The 14,962-nt window shown below is 43.2% G+C and carries 17 protein-coding genes; 7 read left to right on the forward strand and 10 right to left on the reverse strand.

Features of this window, described 5'->3' with window-relative positions; translation table 11 throughout:
* Positions 1 to 298 precede the first annotated feature (298 nt).
* Genes NPA43_RS17170 through NPA43_RS17185 form a run of 4 tightly spaced genes read right to left on the reverse strand, consistent with a single transcriptional unit; the run spans position 299 to position 5,112 of the window.
* Complete coding sequence (locus NPA43_RS17170; protein WP_099728025.1) at positions 299 to 1,381, reverse strand: M24 family metallopeptidase; 1,083 nt, start codon at positions 1,379 to 1,381, stop codon at positions 299 to 301.
* Between the two features lie 4 nt (positions 1,382 to 1,385).
* Complete coding sequence (galT, locus tag NPA43_RS17175; RefSeq protein WP_099728026.1) at positions 1,386 to 2,906, reverse strand: UDP-glucose--hexose-1-phosphate uridylyltransferase; 1,521 nt, start codon at positions 2,904 to 2,906, stop codon at positions 1,386 to 1,388.
* Between the two features lie 35 nt (positions 2,907 to 2,941).
* Positions 2,942 to 3,934, reverse strand: a complete 993-nt coding sequence (gene galE, locus NPA43_RS17180) for a UDP-glucose 4-epimerase GalE (protein ID WP_256499102.1) — start codon at positions 3,932 to 3,934, stop codon at positions 2,942 to 2,944.
* Positions 3,934 to 5,112, reverse strand: a complete 1,179-nt coding sequence (locus NPA43_RS17185) for a galactokinase (protein ID WP_371930213.1) — start codon at positions 5,110 to 5,112, stop codon at positions 3,934 to 3,936. Before NPA43_RS17185 ends, galE begins: the two co-directional genes overlap by 1 nt.
* A 182-nt stretch (positions 5,113 to 5,294) precedes the next feature.
* Between NPA43_RS17185 and NPA43_RS17190 the strand changes: the two genes are divergently transcribed.
* Positions 5,295 to 6,140 carry an AraC family transcriptional regulator gene (locus tag NPA43_RS17190; RefSeq protein WP_099728029.1) on the forward strand — a complete coding sequence of 282 codons (846 nt, stop codon included), beginning with the start codon at positions 5,295 to 5,297 and terminating at the stop codon, positions 6,138 to 6,140.
* Between the two features lie 33 nt (positions 6,141 to 6,173).
* Here NPA43_RS17190 and NPA43_RS17195 read toward each other — a convergent pair whose 3' ends face one another.
* Entirely contained in the window at positions 6,174 to 6,431 is a 258-nt protein-coding gene (locus tag NPA43_RS17195; protein WP_008345502.1) for a hypothetical protein, read from the reverse strand.
* Positions 6,432 to 6,458: 27 nt separating this feature from the next.
* On the reverse strand, positions 6,459 to 6,842 hold the full coding sequence (locus NPA43_RS17200; protein ID WP_012011676.1) for a GtrA family protein: 384 nt from the start codon (positions 6,840 to 6,842) through the stop codon (positions 6,459 to 6,461).
* A gap of 457 nt (positions 6,843 to 7,299) precedes the next feature.
* On the opposite strand from NPA43_RS17200, the gene NPA43_RS17205 reads away from it, so the two are divergent.
* The 6 genes from NPA43_RS17205 (at position 7,300) to NPA43_RS17230 (ending at position 11,779) form a co-directional block, all read left to right on the forward strand.
* Positions 7,300 to 7,440, forward strand: coding sequence for an anti-repressor SinI family protein (locus NPA43_RS17205; protein ID WP_008345506.1), 141 nt, complete (start codon positions 7,300 to 7,302; stop codon positions 7,438 to 7,440).
* 302 nt (positions 7,441 to 7,742) lie between these two features.
* Complete coding sequence (locus NPA43_RS17210) at positions 7,743 to 8,432, forward strand: class I SAM-dependent methyltransferase (protein ID WP_230030561.1); 690 nt, start codon at positions 7,743 to 7,745, stop codon at positions 8,430 to 8,432.
* On the forward strand, positions 8,425 to 9,093 hold the full coding sequence (locus tag NPA43_RS17215; RefSeq protein WP_256499104.1) for a glycosyltransferase family protein: 669 nt from the start codon (positions 8,425 to 8,427) through the stop codon (positions 9,091 to 9,093). The genes NPA43_RS17210 and NPA43_RS17215 overlap by 8 nt, the downstream gene beginning before the upstream one ends.
* A gap of 107 nt (positions 9,094 to 9,200) precedes the next feature.
* Complete coding sequence (locus NPA43_RS17220) at positions 9,201 to 9,515, forward strand: DUF485 domain-containing protein (protein ID WP_256499105.1); 315 nt, start codon at positions 9,201 to 9,203, stop codon at positions 9,513 to 9,515.
* A complete protein-coding gene (locus NPA43_RS17225) occupies positions 9,512 to 11,053 on the forward strand; it encodes a solute symporter family protein (RefSeq protein WP_099728034.1) in 1,542 nt (513 codons plus the stop codon). Before NPA43_RS17220 ends, NPA43_RS17225 begins: the two co-directional genes overlap by 4 nt.
* A gap of 387 nt (positions 11,054 to 11,440) precedes the next feature.
* Entirely contained in the window at positions 11,441 to 11,779 is a 339-nt protein-coding gene (locus NPA43_RS17230) for a DUF4288 domain-containing protein (RefSeq protein ID WP_256499106.1), read from the forward strand.
* A 26-nt stretch (positions 11,780 to 11,805) separates the two neighbouring features.
* Here the strand turns inward: NPA43_RS17230 and NPA43_RS17235 are convergent, their stop codons facing one another.
* The 4 genes from NPA43_RS17235 to cidR all read right to left on the reverse strand — a co-directional run bounded on the left by NPA43_RS17235 (position 11,806) and on the right by cidR (position 14,899).
* Complete coding sequence (locus NPA43_RS17235; protein ID WP_256499107.1) at positions 11,806 to 12,180, reverse strand: nuclear transport factor 2 family protein; 375 nt, start codon at positions 12,178 to 12,180, stop codon at positions 11,806 to 11,808.
* A 334-nt stretch (positions 12,181 to 12,514) separates the two neighbouring features.
* Positions 12,515 to 13,183, reverse strand: a complete 669-nt coding sequence (gene thiE / locus NPA43_RS17240; protein WP_256499108.1) for a thiamine phosphate synthase — start codon at positions 13,181 to 13,183, stop codon at positions 12,515 to 12,517.
* Complete coding sequence (gene thiM, locus NPA43_RS17245; protein ID WP_256499109.1) at positions 13,170 to 13,994, reverse strand: hydroxyethylthiazole kinase; 825 nt, start codon at positions 13,992 to 13,994, stop codon at positions 13,170 to 13,172. The genes thiE and thiM overlap by 14 nt, the downstream gene beginning before the upstream one ends.
* 17 nt (positions 13,995 to 14,011) lie before the next feature.
* The gene (gene cidR, locus NPA43_RS17250; protein ID WP_256499110.1) at positions 14,012 to 14,899 is read right to left on the reverse strand and encodes a cidABC operon transcriptional activator CidR; all 888 of its coding nucleotides are present in this window, start codon (positions 14,897 to 14,899) and stop codon (positions 14,012 to 14,014) included.
* Positions 14,900 to 14,962 lie beyond the last annotated feature (63 nt).

Genomic DNA, 14,962 nt, shown 5'->3' on the forward strand with positions numbered 1-14,962 from the left:
AGTTGAGAGTTGAAGGCAAAGGACATACAATCTAGAAATTTGTCAAATTTAGGTTTACCACAATAAAAAAGTTTGGTCAAATTTCAATTTAACTTAATGAAATTTTATCTAGGTAAACAATTTCGAGATAGGCATCCCCACATTTAACAAAAACCTTACTCATTTTAACGCAAGTTCACAAGAAAAGAAAGGATCGATCTTCAGCCTGTGCGCTGTAACAATTGGTAATGCTGATGAATAAGTGGAATCTCACTAAAGACTTCCAGCAAAAAACCGGCTCATCGCCGGCATCCTGCATTTATTCATCTCTTACCAAGATGTCAGGTCGTCTATAGATGTCCCCTTCATGCTCGATGTCAATGTACGTCCACTTGCCCGTATAGGTTAAAAAGCGATTCTTCTCTTTTTCTACTACCATCGTATCCTCTGATTTCAGTCCAGGCAATGAAGGGTTCCATGTATACACTTGATAAAGCTGAACCTCCTCCTTCGATGAGGGAACGGCAATGATTTCTCTAGATTCAAAGCCCGTCTTTCCCCCTTGGTGAAGTTTTTTCCAACTATCTGAAAATCCTTCTTTTTCGTACTGAGCAATTCCTGCCTTCAGTACATTTCCAATGGTTTTTCCGGGACGGGTAGCCGCATTCATGACCGTGTCAATTCGCGCAAGCCGTTCCTTGTTCTCTTCAAGCTCCTTCGGAAGCTGACCAAAGTAAACGGATCTTGTCACATTGGCCACGAGTCCGTGCCGTTCAGCACAAAGCACAACAAGTGCATGCTTTTGAAGCGCCTTTTCTGTTGGAATCGGATGACGGTATTGATGGATACGGTCATCTGTTGCCACGAGCAGCACTTCAATCGTCATGCCTTGCGCAATCGCTTTTTGGGCGACAAGCGAAGCGATTTCATGCTCCGTTTGCCCTGGAACGATTTCTTTACAGACACTCTCTACAATAACAGCTGTTTCATGGCAAAGGGTTTCATATTGACTGAGCTGTGATGCTGAAAGGATCGATCGAACGTGCGACAAATCTGGCTCGATCCACTCAAACCCTTCCAATTGAATGTCTGCCCCTATTCGTTTGCCTTTTGTGAGTGTGTGAATGTAGGGGGCATCATCCTCATACCAATCCATTGTGACCACTTGAAAGGGATGGTCGAAATACGCCATTTCTTCTTCAATGATCCGCTTTTCTTCCATTTGATTCACAATCAGGACAATGTCGTCTTTCAACACGAGCAGCTGACACACGCCCTCTGGCGTGTTTAACACAATGTGATTCCTTCTTCCTCCTGTGAGCCAGGAGAAGTTATTTCTCTTTCGAATCAGGACACCGTCGAGTTGTTTTTCTTCCATTAAGGTTCTTACCTGTTCAATCATCTAATCACCTGCCTGTATGGAGTGTTTGAATGAAACGTTTAAAAGCTGTTTTCCCTTGCTCGGTTCTTTTAAACACACCTGCCTGCGCGAGAATACGAGAGAAAATATAGCCGATTTCTTTTTGTAAAACAGCTTCTGTATTGTCCTCTGTGAAGGTGTTCTCTTCAAGCAGGCGCTTCGCCCATGCTTCGTGCTTCATGATTGCAGGGCGGGCTTTGATTTCTTCAAGTGGTTTTTTGGACAGCAGCGCCGCTTTTAACTGGCTTAATTCCTCAGCTAATCTGCCAGGAAGGACGGCAAGACCCATCACTTCAATTAACCCGATGTTCTCTTTTTTAATATGATGGACCTCTTCGTGCGGGTGGAAGATCCCGTCTGGGTGCTGTTCGTCTGTACGGTTATTACGCAGCACTAGATCTAATTCATAGTCATCCCCATGACGGCGTGCGATTGGTGTAATGGTATTGTGCGGAGTCTCTCCTGTATGAGCGATCAGCCCCACTTCTTCATCTGAATACATTTTCCACTCGTTTAAGATAAAGTCCGCTGCGCCGGCGAGCGTTTGCCGGTCGTTACTTTGAAGCCGAATCACAGACATCGGCCATTTTACAATGCCAGCCCTCACATTTGGAAACGCTTTGAGTGAAAAGACGTCTTCCATCTCTGCTTTCGCCATCGGAAATTCATGAGCACCGCCTTGAAAATGGTCATGGCTTAATATACTGCCTCCAACAATAGGAAGGTCGGCGTTCGATCCAATGAAATAGTGCGGGTATATAGATATGAAGGAAAGCAGACGTTCAAAGGTCTTTTTTGTGATGTTCATCGGCTCGTGCTCGCCCTTGAACACAATACAATGCTCGTTGTAATACACATAAGGTGAAAATTGCAGAAACCACGATTCGTCTGTGAGCGTGACAGGGATAATCCGGTGGTTCTGTCTCGCTGGATGATTGATCCGCCCCCCAAACCCAACGTTTTCTTTACAAAGCAGACAAAGAGGATATTGCTTTTGACTGAGCTTCTTGGCTTCAGCGATCGCTTTTGGATCCTTTTCCGGTTTCGATAGATTAATAGTGATTTCCAGCACACCGTCATCTGTTGTTGTAAACCACTGCACATTTTTGGCGATTCTGCCTGTATGAATATAATGTGCATGCTGCTGCATCTCATAGAACCAGCTTGTGGCAGCCCTTGGTCCTTCATGCTTGCGTTTCTCTTCAAACTTCTCATAGATAACACTTGGAGGCGCCACCAAGCAGCCCATGATTTTTGCATCTAGTAAATCACGATACGTATCCGTCCCCTCAGGAATAAGACCTGTTTCTACTGCCCAATCCAGTATCGGCATTAAGATGTCTTCAAGGTCGTTTCCAGCTGAGACCGTCCTTGCTTCAGCGTCATCGAGCTCAAGCACCTCAAGCAGTCGATTTCTCGTATAACCGATATCTAGTGGTGTAATCAGCTCTTTATTGATCCCATATTGAATCAGCTGTTCCAGCTTTTCAAAAATATCTATCATCATTCCCTCTGCCCCCTCTCTTGCCTGCCTGTTATGCTTTATTCACTTTGGTAGCCTTCTGGGTGTTTCTGAAACCAATCCCACGCACTTTGAATGATGGTGTGAAGATCTGCATATTGAGGCTTCCAGCCCAATTCTTGCAGTGCCTTTTCAGAAGAAGCAATCAGCTTTGCGGGATCTCCCGCACGTCTTTTGGCCACCTGTGCCGGGATGGCATGCCCCGTTACTTCCCTTACGGCTTCTACGACCTGCTTCACAGAGAAGCCTGTGCCATTTCCTAAGTTGTATGTCGCACTTCCCTTTCCTGCACGCAGACGATCAACGGCTAAGATGTGCGCCTCAACTAAATCCATGACATGAATGTAATCTCTGATACACGTGCCGTCCTCTGTCTCATAATCATCACCGTAAATCATGATCTGATCCCGTTTTCCTAAAGCAACTTGAAGAATAATCGGAATCAGATGTGTCTCAGGCTGATGATCTTCACCGACAAGCCCTTCTGTATGAGCACCGGCTACATTAAAATAGCGAAGCACAACGTATTCCAGGCCATATGCTTGCTCAGACCACTTCAACATTTTTTCAATCGCTAGTTTCGTTTCTCCATAAGGATTCGTCGGGTTGGTCTCATCCGTTTCAACAATCGGCACACGCTTTGGTTCACCGTACGCGGCAGCGGTTGAAGAAAATACGATGTGCTTCACATCAAATTCATTCATCACCTGAAGTAAAGCCGTTGCCCCTCCGACGTTGTTGTCATAGTACTTGAGCGGGTCCGTCACACTCTCACCAACAAGTGAATCTGCTGCAAAGTGCATCACCGCTTCAATTTGATGCGTTTGAAAAACCCGTCTTAAAAAAGCTTGATCTTTTAAATCTCCCTCTTCTAATACAGCTCCCTCTACAACAGCTTCTTTATGACCTGTCTGCAAATTATCAACTACCACCACTTGTTCGCCTTTAGCTAAAAGAGCCGCTACCGCATGACTGCCAATGAAACCTGCTCCTCCACAAACTAAAATTGTCATCAATCTTCCTCCTTCGTTAATTCTCTTGCGCCGCCTCCAATTCCAGCTGTGTAAAAGGAGGCTTGAATGCCCGTTTTTTCTTGATACACCGCACCTGTTTCTTCTATAAATGAGTCCAGCAGCTCTTCTTTCACAATGCTGATCGTGCAACCGCCAAAACCTGCTCCTGTCATACGAGAGCCTATCGTCCCAGGATGAAGCCAAGCAGCTTCAGCAAGTGCATCTAGTTCAAGTCCAGTCACTTCATAATCATTCTTTAAAGAAAGATGAGAAGCCTTCATGAGAACACCTAGTTCTTCCATTTTATCATCTTTCAGAAAATTTACTGCTTTCATGGTCCGCTCGTTTTCCGTCACCACATGTCTTGCACGTTGGCGGCACGTGTCATCTTGAATCAAGTGGGCATGCTGGGCAAATTCTCCCGCAGTGAGCTCACATAAATGCGCAATGTCCATTTCTTTTCTAAGGTCGTTTAAAGCAGATTGACACTCTGACCGGCGTTCATTGTATTTGGAGTCTGCCAGTGTCCGCTGTTTGTTTGTATTCGCAATCACAAGCACCAGCCCCTCTTGCCGAAACGGACTGTATTCAAAGGCAAGGGTGTCACAATTGAGTAAAATGGCATGATCTTCTTTTCCGAGGGCAATCGAAAACTGATCCATAATGCCGCAATTGACGCCAATGAAGTCATTTTCTGCACGCTGCGAAAGAAGGGCAAGATCAACATGTGATGTGCCGAATGAAGACCATTCATTGATCAAGACAGCTGTGACGAGCTCAATGGAGGCAGATGAGGACAGCCCTGCACCATTTGGAATATTGCCGCCGTACACGATATCAAAGCCTTCTTTGATATCCATACCTGCTTCTATAAACTGATTGAACACTCCCTTTGGGTAGTTCGCCCAGCCGTCCGATTCTGCGTAAGCGATTTCAAAAAGGTCGAATTCTTTCACACCATCTTCTTCAAAGTTTAAGGAATACATTCTGACGCGTCCATCTGACCGTTTTGCACCGGCAGCATACGTACCGAGAGTGAGCGCGCAAGGGAAGACATGACCTCCATTGTAATCGGTATGTTCACCAATCAGATTCACCCTCCCTGGGGCGAAAAAATAACGAAGTTCTTCTTTATCTCCAAATTGCTGGTGAAATGCTGCGCGTAACCTATCGATCATATCCATTCCCCTTTTCTCTTCTGATAATCTTATTTTAGTTGCCTCGACAGCGGAAGTTCAATGGTAAAAAAACCGTTAAAAAATACCCTTTTTTTGCTGTGGAATGGTACGATGTGATATGAGGTGTACCATGATTCAAAATAGAAAAAGGTTGTTTTTTGCTGTGAAGGGGGATTTCCAATTTGAAGAAGGAAGCATTTGCATTTCGTTTTCACCATTCTGATGTTACATTGCCAGCGCAAATATGGTCTGTTGGCTGGGAAGTTCAATCATCTTCGTTATACAGCTGGAATGGCGTAGAGCGGAAGGATCAGGGCAAGTGCATCTTTCAGCTCACACTGTCTGGACATGGCATGATCGAAATCGGACAGAAGCGATTCAAAGTATTGCCGGGGCAGGCCTTTCTCGTGAAAAGCCCAAGTGCCTATCAATATTATTTTCCAGAGGACAGTGAGCATTGGGAATTTCTATATTTGACGCTTTACGGGGAAGCCTGTGATCTTTGCTTTGATCAATTTATGGATGAAGGAAAGCAGGTCATGCGTTTTCATCCAAATTCAAAACCGATCCGCCTGCTAAAGAAAATTTATGATGAAGCCAGTGAAAGACGGATTACCAATCCATTTGAGGGGTCTAGCCTTGCTTATCAATTTGTCATGGAACTGTATTCATATTTGCCAAAGCTTGAGGGACAAATGGAGAAATGGCCTGAGCCCATCGTCCAAGCAGCCTTGTTTGCAAGCCATCATTTTCACGAGGAAATTGGCCCAGACGATATGGCAGCTGCGGCACGTTTATCCAAAAGTCATTTTACGAGGGAATTCAAAAAGGCAACTGGCTTCACACCGATTCACTACTTAACCAATATTCGATTAGAAAAGGCGGAAACGTTACTGAAAACAACGAAATATTCGATTGAAGAAATCGCCATACAGTGCGGCTACCGAAATGCGAATTACTTGAATAAAGTCTTTCGAAAAAAAATCGGCATGTCTCCAAAGCAATTGCGGGAAACAAGCGATGCATAATAAAAAGCAGCCGCTTTCAATTGGCTGCTTCTTTTACGCTTTCGTCAGATCAACACGAATTCTCCCTTGTCTTAAAACAATGGTCATTTGCGTGTCAGGGGTCATTAAGTTTTCTAAAATGTCTGTTGCCGTTTGAAGCGCAATGTCCATGCGGTTGATCTTTTCCTTTTCTTGTTCTGAAAACGCTTCTGGATGTGCGGTCATTTCTTTGACTAGCCTCAGCACTTGTTCATGCTGCTTTTCTGTTTGTTGATATATGGCATCATATAATTCGTCTGGCCTGCTGCTCATTTCAAATCACCTATCTTTTTTCATGTGTTAAATCGCATCTTCTTTTGTTTTCTTAAAGACGAACCATTTACTGGCGACATAATTGACCACCACAATCACAAAGTTGACAAGAATTTTTGCGACAGTTTCATTGAGCGCCATTTGGCTCACAAATAAAATCATTAGCCCTAGATCTACACCTAGAGACATGAGACGGACACTAAAAAATGAAGAAAGCTCACGCATAAGACTTTTTGTGTCACGAGCCTTTTGCTTGAAGACATACTTCTTATTGGTGATATAAGCAAAGAGAACAGCAAATACCCATGAAACAACCGTTGCTGTTTTATAATCCATGGAAAACATCTCAACGAATAAATAGAAGCTGACTATGTTGACAATGGTTGTGCACACACCCATAACAAGATACATGACAACTTCTTGATACTTTTGAAAAAGGCTATACATCTCTTTCTTCATTCCTTCTTGGTGGTTTCTGTTTCTTTTAGAATACCATCTTGAGAAGAACTTCCCAAACGAACAATATGTGCGTCCTGCAAAGATGAAATTTGTTCTAATTGATGGCATATGTCAACCTAATCGGTTTATATGAGTCAAATGATTTAGGTCTTTATCATTATTTTAATTTATAATCTTTTAACTGACTTTACAATTGTTTATTATTAGAAGTAAGAAATCAATAATTTTGGGTTTTTTAGTCATTTTTTTAGGGACGTGGTAGGTGATAGTTTTTACAAAATAGGTTAAATGTCATCATTTTTCGACAAAAATCTAATTTGTGCTGTTTTCACTCACACGTACAGTTACTAGACGGTTTATTCAAGTCATTGGTTGCAGATGAATATGTCTTATTGAACTGGAGGATATTATGGATACGCAAGTGAAAAGAAGAGTTGACGAAGAGTGGGTTTATTTGATTCAGGAAGCGAAAAAAATTGGACTAGGCATCGAAGAAATACAAGCTTTTTTAACATCCAACGGTGATCAGAAGATGATAAACAAACCGTAAATCAACGCCGTTATCCTTTGTCTTTCAGACTGCTTTGGCTAAAAGTTCTGACCTTTCAATTGACCTTTTGAAAATCCTTTCATGACGATACGCTACAATAATTGAACACCTCTTTATACCAATCCCTTCCACTCAATGGGGTTCTGTCTTTCTATATTAGGAGGACAGTCCGTTTCCCGTTCTTTATATGATCTCTTTTTAGCTGCCATTCATGAAAATTGCCCTTCTCTTATTATAAAACCAAGCTTCCCACCCATATAGTAAGCATGAGAACAACGAGAAAAAAGAAAGGTGGGTAGTGCATGAGTTCAGATTCCCTTTCCTATTATCACCAAAAAAAGGATCAGTATTATCACGGTGTAAACCCTGTCATCGTCAGCCGTATTCGTGAGGAATGGACGTCTATTTTGGATATCGGATGCGGCACAGGCAAGCTTGGAAAAATCCTTAAACAAAAGGACCGGACCATTTACGGGATTGAATCTTTTGAGAATGCAGCAAAGCAGGCTGAGCAGGAGCTAGATCATGTTCTATGCGGCAATATTGAACAGATGGCTCTCCCTTATCAACATGAACAATTTGACTGCATCATTTTCGGAGACGTACTCGAACATTTATTGGACCCGTGGGCTGTTTTAAAAAAGGTCAAACCCTTCCTTAAAAAAGAAGGTGCCATCCTGTCATCCATTCCGAATATCGGCCATATTTCAACGGTTTTAGAATTACTAGCCGGCAGATTTTCTTATACAGATGCAGGGTTAATGGATCAAACCCATTTACGTTTCTTTACCCTTCACGAAATTCATGCACTCTTTCATTCAGCGGGTTTTCGCATTCGCGAACTTGAAGCCATTCGCGTACAGCACCCTTCCTATGCGAGTGTGATGGATGATTTACATGAATTACTCGTGAAGCACGGCATCCGTTTTGATTTTAACGAAGCAGCTACAGCCTATCAATATGTGGTTGAGGCGGTTCAATTCAATGAGTAACCCCACTATCCTTTTTGTTTTATGTGTGAATGATGAGTCGATGTTTCAGGCTTGCTTCCGGCAGCTCGCTTCACTTCCTGCTCCGCATGGTTATCATGTGGAGGTCTTGCCGATTAGACAGGCATCCAGTATGGCCTCTGGATATAATGAAGCCTTCGCTCATCCTGCTCAGTTTAAAATATATCTTCATCAAGATACACTGATCGTCAAACAGCATATGCTCCTCGAGCTCATCCCCCTTTTTTTGCAAAATCCGTCACTTGGCCTGCTTGGGGTGATAGGTGCAGAAAGTGTGCCTGACAATGGGATTTGGTGGGAGAGCCAGGATTGCAGGGGGAAAGTGATTGAATATCGGCACGACACCTATCAGCTGCTTTCGTTTGAATCGGGTCGTCAACAATCGGAGACCCAAGATTATATCAAGGCTTCGGCTATTGACGGTCTTTTTATCGCGACTCAACATGATATCAGGTGGCGTGATGATCTCTTTGACGGCTTTCACTTTTATGATGTATCGCAGTCTTTTGAATTCGTGAAGCAAGGATATGAGATCGGGATCGCAAGACAAGAAGAGCCTTGGTGTATACACAAATGCGGAGATCATTTTGACGCAGAAGCATATGAAAAAGCGAGACAAACATTTCTTGCGAATTATCGGTAGAAAGCACCCTTTTCGGGTGCCTTTTTTATGATATACTGTCATAAACAACCAGATCGTCTCATATGCATTGGAGTACCTTGTCCCTAATTCGTACAAAGGAGGAAACAATGGCAGACAAAAAAGTTCATTATAAGAAGGTTGCCGCTTCAGAGGATTTTCGAAAACTTCTTGAGGAAAAACGCAGATTTATCGTACCGATGACGATTTTCTTTTTTCTCTTTTACTTTTCACTTCCGGTTGCTACATCCTACTTCACCTTTTTGAACACACCGGCAATTGGTGCTATCTCATGGGCTTGGTTATTCGCCCTCACACAATTTGTCATGACATGGGTTTTATGTGGACTTTATGCGAAAAAAGCGGCTCAGTTCGACAAATATGTAAGCGCTTTAAAAAATGAATCGAGAGGTGATGACGAATGAGCATGACCGCTTTTATTTTATTCGTAGCGATCGTAGGGCTCACATTGGTCATCACATATTTTGCTGCGAAGAAAACAAGCAGTGCGAGTGATTTTTATACAGCAGGCGGAGGTCTGACAGGGTTTCAGAACGGTCTTGCCATCGCAGGCGATTATATGTCCGCTGCATCATTTTTAGGAATCGCCGGAATGATCGCGTTAAATGGTTTTGACGGTTTTTTCTATAGCATTGGTTTTCTTGTGGCGTATCTTGTCGTTCTTTACGTTGTGGCCGAACCACTTCGAAATCTAGGGAAATATACGATGGCAGATATGATTGCTGCACGATTTAAGCGGCCGGCCATTCGAGGGGTTGCTGCCTTTAACACGATCACGGTATCTACTTTTTATATGATTGCACAGCTTGTTGGAGCAGGCGCATTGATTAAACTGCTTCTTGGCATTGATTATTGGATCGCCGTGTTGATCGTGGGTGTCTTGATGACCATTTATGTGGTGTTTGGCGGCATGATTGCTACCAGCTGGGTACAAATCACAAAGGCCGTTCTCCTCATGATTGGAACCTTGATCATTTCACTGCTTGTGTTTGCAAAGTTTGATTTTAGTCTGCTGAAGATGTTCGAGCAGATGAAAACAGCGACCCCTCTCGGCGAGTCGTTCCTACATCCGGGAAATAAATATGATGTGCCATTGGAAACCCTGTCTCTGAACCTTGCCCTAGTGCTTGGTACGGCTGGTTTGCCACATATTTTGATCCGTTTTTATACGGTAAAGGATGCCATTTCCGCGCGAAAATCTGTCCTTTCAGCCACTTGGATCATCGGGATTTTTTATTTAATGACGGTTTTCCTTGGCTTCGGTGCCGCTGCCTTTGTCGGATCAGAAGCGATCACAGCAGCCGATGCAGCAGGGAACATGGCCGCACCTATGCTCGCACAAGCCCTTGGAGGAGATTTCTTATTTGCCTTTGTTTCCGCAATCGCCTTTGCGACCATATTAGCTGTGGTGACAGGACTCGTATTATCCGCCGCATCTGCTTTTGCCCATGATTTTTATAGTCAGATCATCCGCAAAGGGAAAGCGAGTGAACGAGAACAGGTCAAGGCCGCACGCTTTGCTTCAATTGGCGTGTCCATCCTCTCCATCGTCCTTGCGTTATTTGCCCAGTCCTTAAACGTTGCTTTTCTCGTGTCTCTTGCCTTCGCAGTTGCAGCAAGTGCGAATTTACCATTGATTATCTTCACTGTCTTTTGGAAACGATTTAACTCCACTGGCGCCATTGCAGGGAGCTTAACGGGTCTTCTGAGTGCACTTATCATCGTATCGCTCAGCCCAAGCGTCTGGGACCCATCGGGAGCAGCCATCTTCACAGGCGAGCCACTCATCCCGCTGTCAAACCCAGGGATTATCTCTATCCCACTTGGATTCCTTGCCGCTTACTTAGGCACCATTTTCTCCTCTGAAAAAGCAGATGAAGAGACCTTTACAGAAATTCAAGTAAAGGCACATACAGGCATGCATATGGATACTGATTCATAAGGAAAAGCCGGCTCAACAGCCGGCTTTTTTGTGTTCTTTCTATTTAAAAACAGGTCTCAATACGGTTTAAATTGACCCTTTAATTTATTTTTATACCTTTCTAATCTGGCAATTTTTCTAAACGTGATTAAAGAGCAACATGCAATGATGATCAACAGAATTTCATGATCTTCCCCTCTGTTATCAAAGATACTCTTCATTCATATCCCCTCCCCATTATGGATCGTATTTGTGGACACATATTTTCCTAAATGAAGTCATTCCTATGTTATCATTTTAAACACATACTGGAAATTATTTTAAACTCCCTGAAGTATTCACTTTTCAAATAGACTACTCTTCGGTTAAACGTCAAAAAACGCCTACAAGAAAGAAGTGAGATCACATATGCGTAGAATTTATTCTGCAAAATTATTATTCGAATCCATCTCATCACCAAGTGTTAGATCAGATAAGATCTTTGAAGAACGAATCATCTTGGTTAGAGCAAAAAACCACCGTAAAGTGAAGGAAATAGTAAAACACAGCTTTCCAGAAGACACCTTTGATAATGCAGACGGTGGACAAACAACCACAAAGCTTGCAGCCATCCTAGATATCTTTGAACTTGTAGATAACTTAGAAGAAGAACCACTACATTTAAGTGAAGTGTACAGTCGCCACCTTATTTTTGATAAAGAAACATCTGTTGAAGAGGCGATTGAGGTATATTCTTTAGACCAATAAAAGAAGCCGGCTGCTCTGCCGGCTTTTTAATAGCGCTGGAATAACTCTGGGTTTTTCGGAATGTTTTCTAAATAAATGATTTTCCCTTGATCGTCCAGTTCCGCAATGTCAATTCCTTCTGCTGTATATACACGGCCATTCGTGAGCTTTCCGCAAACAGCCCAGTTCGTTTCATACTTTCCATCTTCTCTTTCCACCCATCCATCCCACATATGCTTAATGTCTTCATGTACGTGAAAGAACGTGTTCAAAAATTGTGTAAACTCTTGAATACCAGGCTTTTGAGCGCCATTTAAGACAATCATGACATCGTCAGAAAACAACGCCAGCAATTCGTCCATTTGCTCCTGTCCTTTTCCCGCCTCATCATATCGGCGAAAATACGTATCGAGCACTTCCATTGTTCATTCTCCTTTATTTACCTGTCATTTCGAAAACAATCGAACAATAAGATTGTACACAATTGTTTCTTTCCTGTCTATTTTTCCCCAAATAAGAAAAGACATGAATGGAGTCATTCATGTCTTAGACTGTTGACAAAGGGCTAAAATGATTTTTATTTTAGCCCTTTGTCTTCTTTTCAGCGTGATAGAAAACCTTTGCAGTCTAGGAAGGACGAGTACCGGAGCGGAGCGAATTTGACATGCGTGAGCACCGGCACGCAGGACTGACACCGAATGCGAGGGTTTGTCTACACGCTGAGACATGAATGGAGTCATTCATGTCTTCTACAGATTAAAGAGATGCTTTTTCTGATACAACAAGTGATTTTAGTTCTTCTGCCGCTTTTTTTGGATCCGTGCTTTGGCTAATGGCGCTAATGATGCTAATGCCATCTGCTCCTGCTTGTATGACTGGTGCAGCATTTTCATATGTGATGCCGCCAATCCCAACAATCGGAATATGAAGACCATGATGACGTACTTCGGTGATCAAAGACACACCTTGGACACTGCGTGTATCCTTTTTCGTCTCTGTTGGGTAGACCGGACCCATCCCGACATAATCTGCCCCGTCCTTCATCGCTTGTTTCACTTCATCTATATGATGAGTGGACACGCCTAATAGTTTATTTCCGATCCTCTGCCGCACGTCTTGTGCATTTGTATCTTCCTGACCAACATGGACACCATCTGCATCAAGATCTATCGCTAGCTGTACATCATCATTTACGATAAAAGGGACATTCGCTTCTTGGCACAGGGCTTGTATGTCCCGCGCCAATTGCTTCTTCTCTTCACCTTGCAGGGCTCCTTCACCCTTTTCACGAAATTGAAACATGGTGATCCCGCCTTGAATGGCTTCTTTCACGACATCAAGCGGATGCCTGCTTGTATTCGTTGTTCCCATAATAAAATAAACCGATAATTGCTGTTTGATTTGCTGTTGATCAGCCTTTGTCATGCGAAACTCCCCCTATTTTCCCTACCGTGATCACATCATCGCTATTTGTGTTTGATAATGCGTTTAACAATTCTATTTGAAAAGTTCCTGGTCCACTCCCTTTTGTCTGCTGAGCAGCCTTTTCAGCTGCGACACCATAAAACAGCAGAGCAGCTGCCGACGCATGAAGTGGCAGTTCATCCGTTGCACAGAATGCGCCGATGACAGATGTGAGTAAACAGCCAGTCCCTGTCACCTTTGTCAGCCATTCATGTCCATTATGAATGGACAGCACCTCATCTCCATCTGACACCACATCGACTTTTCCTGTGATCACCACAACGGTCTGAAATACTTTTGCCGCTTGCTTCGCTAATGCAGATACATCCCCATTCGTCTCTTTCGCATCAACGCCTTTTGACTGCCAGCCATCCACTCCGAGTAAATGAGCGATTTCAGCAGCATTTCCTCTCACAACGGATATCTTTACTTGCTGTAACAGCTGTTTCGCCGTTCTCGTTCGAAACGTTGTCGCACCTACCCCAACAGGATCTAATAAAACAGGTACACCTTTTTCATTAGCCGCTTGTCCTGCAATGACCATAGCCTCCACAGTGTCCTTTGTCAGTGTGCCAATATTGAGCACAAGTGCATCCGCTAATTGCGCCATTTCGGCGACCTCCTCTTTGGCATTTGCCATGACAGGAGAGGCACCTAAAGCAAGCAGTCCGTTGGCTGTAAAATTCGTCACGACTTGATTGGTGATGTTATGGACAAGTGGATTATTTGCTCGAACTTTCTCTAGTAGATTAGATGCGCAGCTTATTTTCATCAGTATCGTCCTCCCTTTTACTCAGCATCCCAGACATAAGATTTAGTATGCTTTAACCATTCTCTTGCTGCAAAGGACAAATAGCGGTCCTTTCGCCAAATAACACCCAAATGCCATGGGATAGATGGGTGTAAGGAAATAACCTTTACCTTTTCAGGATCAAGATCTCGGCAGATCCGTTCAGGGAGAAGCCCGATCCCAAGGTTCTCGGCTACCATTTCACTAATGAAATCCCATTGAGACGTTTCATAAATGACATTTGGCCGGAACCCTGCATTCATACATTCATTCAATATTCGGCTGTGCAAAACAAAATCTTCTCTAAAGAAAATAAAAGACTCTTCCTTCAAATCAGCTAAATGCACCTCATCACGCTCTGCCATCGGATGCGATGGATGCGTCACAAGCTTCATGTTCTCTTTAATAATGGTGTACGTATGAAAAATTTTATCATTTGCAGGCAGAACAATGACACCAATATCTAACGATCCATCCTCGACGCCTTCCTCAACTTTAATAGAGCCGTGCTCAACCAATTGAAATGTGACATCTGGATACTGCTGGCGGAATTCTCCCATGACATTTGGGAAGAAACTTGACCCAATCATGGGCGGCAGCCCTATTCGAATATGCCCTTTTTTTACATCCATTAAATCATTTAATTCACTCGTTAAATTCTGAAATGATTGGGTGATTTCACTTGCCTGTGTATACATCGTTTGTCCAGCATCTGTCATTTCAACCTGCCGGCCGTTCCGGTAGAACAGCTGCACCCCCAGCTCATCCTCCAGGTTTTTGACCATCTTGGAAATGGTCGGCTGCGACACATAAAGGGATTGCGATGCTTTCGTGAAGCTCTTTAACCTTGCCACTTCTAAAAAATATGTTAAATGTCTGATGTCCACATGGCTCATCCTTTCTATAGACAAAAGGAATAATAATTATTCGATATATGTATTTTACCTATA

This window comes from Bacillus pumilus, assembly GCF_024498355.1.
GTDB classification, from domain to species: domain Bacteria; phylum Bacillota; class Bacilli; order Bacillales; family Bacillaceae; genus Bacillus; species Bacillus pumilus_P.